Source organism: Streptomyces sp. NPDC058864 (assembly GCF_042742985.1).
Lineage (GTDB): Bacteria > Actinomycetota > Actinomycetes > Streptomycetales > Streptomycetaceae > Actinacidiphila.
In genome coordinates, this window is the sequence record NZ_JBHYMQ010000148.1 from 1 (window position 1) to 3,840 (window position 3,840).

Annotated in this window: 4 protein-coding genes; 2 read left to right on the forward strand and 2 right to left on the reverse strand. The window is 73.5% G+C overall.

Annotated elements, in window-relative coordinates; all coding sequences use genetic code 11:
- Positions 1-60: 60 nt before the first annotated feature.
- Together ACFW3D_RS41985 and ACFW3D_RS41990 are read right to left on the reverse strand one after the other, a co-directional pair.
- Entirely contained in the window at positions 61-894 is an 834-nt protein-coding gene (locus ACFW3D_RS41985) for an oxidoreductase (protein WP_500513748.1), read from the reverse strand.
- A gap of 135 nt (positions 895-1,029) precedes the next feature.
- Positions 1,030-1,890 carry a helix-turn-helix transcriptional regulator gene (locus tag ACFW3D_RS41990; protein ID WP_500513750.1) on the reverse strand — a complete coding sequence of 287 codons (861 nt, stop codon included), beginning with the start codon at positions 1,888-1,890 and terminating at the stop codon, positions 1,030-1,032.
- 484 nt (positions 1,891-2,374) lie between these two features.
- On the opposite strand from ACFW3D_RS41990, the gene ACFW3D_RS41995 reads away from it, so the two are divergent.
- Both ACFW3D_RS41995 and ACFW3D_RS42000 read left to right on the forward strand, forming a co-directional pair.
- Positions 2,375-2,764, forward strand: coding sequence for a hypothetical protein (locus ACFW3D_RS41995; RefSeq protein WP_500513751.1), 390 nt, complete (start codon positions 2,375-2,377; stop codon positions 2,762-2,764).
- A 9-nt stretch (positions 2,765-2,773) separates the two neighbouring features.
- Positions 2,774-3,840 (forward strand): hypothetical protein (locus ACFW3D_RS42000; RefSeq protein WP_500513753.1); only part of this gene is annotated, 1,067 nt, incomplete at its 3' end.

Genomic DNA, 3,840 nt, shown 5'->3' on the forward strand with positions numbered 1-3,840 from the left:
GTCCCCCGCCACGCAGGCGGGGGACCCGGGACCCTCGTCACGCCGCGGGGCCGGCCGGGGTCACGAGGTGAAGTCGGTGGACAGGGCCAGGTTCCGCCACGTCTCGACGTCACGGGCCACACCGGCGAGCTTGTCCTCCACGTCGGCGACGCTGGCCTTGCCCAGGGGGATGCGGGCGGGCATCTCCGCCGCGCGGGCGACCGTGATGATGGCGGCCGCCGCCTTCACGGGGTCCCCGTCCTGGGCGTGGTTGCTGTTGTCGGCCCAGTCGCGCATGCCGCCCGCGCTCGCCAGGTAGTCCTCGATGACCCGCTCGGTGCGGTGCAGGGAGGAGGAGTCCAGGAAGTCGGTCCGGAACGGGCCGGGCTCGACGGCGGTCGCCTGGATGCCCAGCGGCGCGAGCTCCAGCCGCAGGGACTCGGTCACGGCCTCCACGGAGAACTTGGTCGCGCAGTACAGGCCCCAGCCCGCCCAGCCGACGAAGCCGCCGACGGAGCTGAGGTTGACGATCCGTCCCGACCGCCGGGCCCGCATGACGGGCAGGACGGCACGGGTCACCGTCAGCAGTCCGAAGACGTTCGTGTCGAACACCGCGCGTGCCTCGGCGTCGCTGGTCTCCTCCACCGCGCCGAGCAGGCCCCGGCCGGCGTTGTTGACGAGGACGTCGATGGTGCCGAAGCGCTCCACCGCGGCCTCGACGGCCGCTCGCGCCTGCTCCTCGTCGTTCACGTCGAGCGGTACGGCCAGCAGCCGGTCGGCGTGGGCCGCGAGGGCGTCCTCCACGACGCGGGGGGTGCGGGCGGTGGCCACGACGTTGTCACCCTGCTCCAGGGCCTGCCGGGCGATTTCCAGGCCGAACCCGCGGGATGCGCCGGTGATGAACCACGTCGTCATGTGATGTGCTCCTCATGATCACTGGGGGTCGTTCTGTCGACGTGTCCCAGCGTCCGTCCGCGGCGGAGGGCGGACCAGAGAAGGATCAACCGTAGGAGGCGCCTGCCTGGGACCGGCTGTACCAGCCGGATCGGGTCACGGTCGCGCGGCCGCGGGGCTCGCCGACCACGTGGCCAGGAAGCGCAGCGCCTCGTGGGCCGGGGTTCCGGGCTGCGCGGTGTAGACGAAGACGGTCTGGTCCGGGTCGTCGCCCACGACGAGGCTCTGGAAGTCCAGCGTCATGGTGCCGGCCACCGGGTGCCGGAAGGTCTTCTCGCCGGCCGCCCGGGTCCGCACCCGGTGGTCCGACCACCAGCGGCGGAAGTCGGCGTCGGCGTCGGCGAGTTCCTCCACCAGCGCCCTCAGCCGCGGGTCCTGCGGGTCGCGCGCCGCACCCATGCGGAGGTAGGCCACGCACTCGCGGGCGACGGTTCGCCAGTCGACGTACAGCTCGCGGAAGGCAGGGTCCAGGAACGCCATGCGCACCAGGTTGCGCCGTGGTTCGGGCACGGCGGAGAAGTCGGTGAGCAGCGCCGCGCCGAGCGCGTTCCAGCCCAGAACGTCCAGCCGGTGGCTGAGCAGCAGGGCCGGGTACTCCTGCAGACCGTCCAGCAGGGTCTGCGTCTGCGGCCGGATCCGGCCGGGCGCCGAGGCCGGCGGTCCGGCGCCGGCCGCGCCGACCCGCAGCAGGTAGTCGCGCTCGTCGGGCCGCAGGCGCAGCGCCCGCGCCAGCGACTCCAGCACCGCCGTCGAGACGTGCACCGTGCGGCCCTGCTCCAGGCGTACCACGTAGTCCACGCTCACGTTCGCCAGCTGCGCCAGTTCCTCCCGCCGGAGCCCCGGGACCCGGCGGTGCCGCCCGTCGTCCGGCAGGCCCACGTCCCCGGGGTTCACCCGTGCACGGCACGCCCGCAGGAAGTCACCCAGCGTGGTGTTCGAAGCGTTGCGCTGACTCATATGTCGATTATCGACGCTCCGCGACGGTACCGGGGGCCCAGCGGCCGGAAGCCCTGCGGCGGCGTCCCTGGCGGGCCTTGTTCAGGCCCCGCCCCGCGCCCGGCAAGGGTGCTCACGCCCGGCGCGAGCAGGATCAGCCGGCCGCCCGTGCCGGCCGCACCGGAATGGCCGGCACAGGGCGACGCGCACGGTCACCGCCTCGGTGGCGCCGAGGAGGCACACGGCCGTCACCGCCCGGGCGGCGGTGAGCGTGAGCCGGCCGTCGACCGGGGCCGTGCGCACGCACCCGGCGCGCTCCCAGCGGTCCCAGCGGTCCGCTCGCGGCCGCCCCGGGTCCGGAGCTGCCGCCGGCGACGAAGTCGGAGGCAGGAAAAGGAACTTGACTGAGCAACAACTCTCAATATGCTTGTCACTGCAAGTACTTGCTCCGGCGTGGGCATCCCCCAGGGAGCCCGCGCATTGACCGTCGACCAAGGGAACACCCATGCGCAACCTCATGAAGGGCCTGCTCGGGGCCACCGCCGGACTCGCACTGACCGTCGGCGCCCTCGGTGCCGCCGCCGGCTCCGCCGCCGCCGCGCCGGCCACCGGCGAGGGCAACTGGAGCCTGTGCCGGGATCCCGGTTTCGCCAACTGCACCAACGGCCCCAGCCGCGGTTACACCGACGTCCCCCGCCTGCCCAAGATCACCACCATCAGCATCGACCTCAACGACAACATCCAGTCGCTGCGGACGGGAACCCGGGCCATCGAGACCTGGAACGACTACAACTTCCAGGGCACTTACGGCTACTGGGCCCCCAACTCGCAGTGGAGCAACCTGAGCTACCCGTACAGCGACGCCATCAGCTCGATGTCCCGTCCCGGCGTCTGACCTGAAGCCATGCCGACCGACCTCATCAAGCACGGCCGCAGGACACTCGTCGCAGCCGGCCTCGCAGTGCTCACGCTCGCCGGATGCGGTTCCCCGCACGGCGCGCAGCGGCCCGCCCCTCCCGTGACCGCGCCGGGGTCGGCTCGGCAGATGCTGGACATCCTGCGGACCGTGCTGCCCGAGGGCACCCTCTCGGAGCAGCACGGCCCGGGGCCGGCCGGCGCGACCGGCGGGCCGCCCTCCGCCCAGGTGGTCTTCACAAGGGGCGGACGGGCGGCACGGCTCACGGTCACCGTGAACCGGTACGCGCTGCCCGTGCCCGAGCAGTTCGCGACCTGCCCCGACTCGGCGTACCACCCCTACAGCCGCTGCACCCGGGCCCGGCTGCCCGGCGGAGCCCTGCTCACACAGGACCGCTCCCCGGCGGACGAGAAGCACCCGTCGGGCGCGGAGGTGCTGACGACGCTGCTGACCCACGAGGACGGCAGCCAGGTCTTCGTCTCGCAGGGCCCCGGCCCGTCCGGGACAGCGGCGGCCGGAAGGACTGCGCTCCCCCTGACGGCGGAGGAACTCGCGGCCGTCGCCCGATCCCCCGCCTGGAAGCCGGTGCTGCCCGCCACGACCGTCCCGAGGGCCGCCCCACAGGACTCGTCGCTCGTCCCCAGGATGACCGGCCTGCAGATCGCGGACACCATCGCCGGCCTGCTGCCCCCGGGGCTGCGCACCGCGCAGCGGGGCGGATCGCTCGGCTTCGGCCATCTCACGGCCGACGACGGCGACGGCAAGGGCCTCGTCGCCGTCAACGTCCAGCAGTGGAAGCCGGGGAACCCCACCCTCGACCAACTGTTCCACGACGCCCGCACCCTCACCGACGGCACGCGGGTCGGCGTCCGCACCGCCCCGTCGGCGCACGGCGGAGCGGGCGCCGTCGAATGGACCGTCGACACGTTGCGCACCGACGGGCTGCGGGTGGTGATCACCGCGGTCAACGCGCCCGCCTACCTGCTGCCCGCCACCCGGCCGGAACCCGTCCTCACCACCCGGCAGCTCCAGCGCATCGCCCTCGCCCCCGCGTC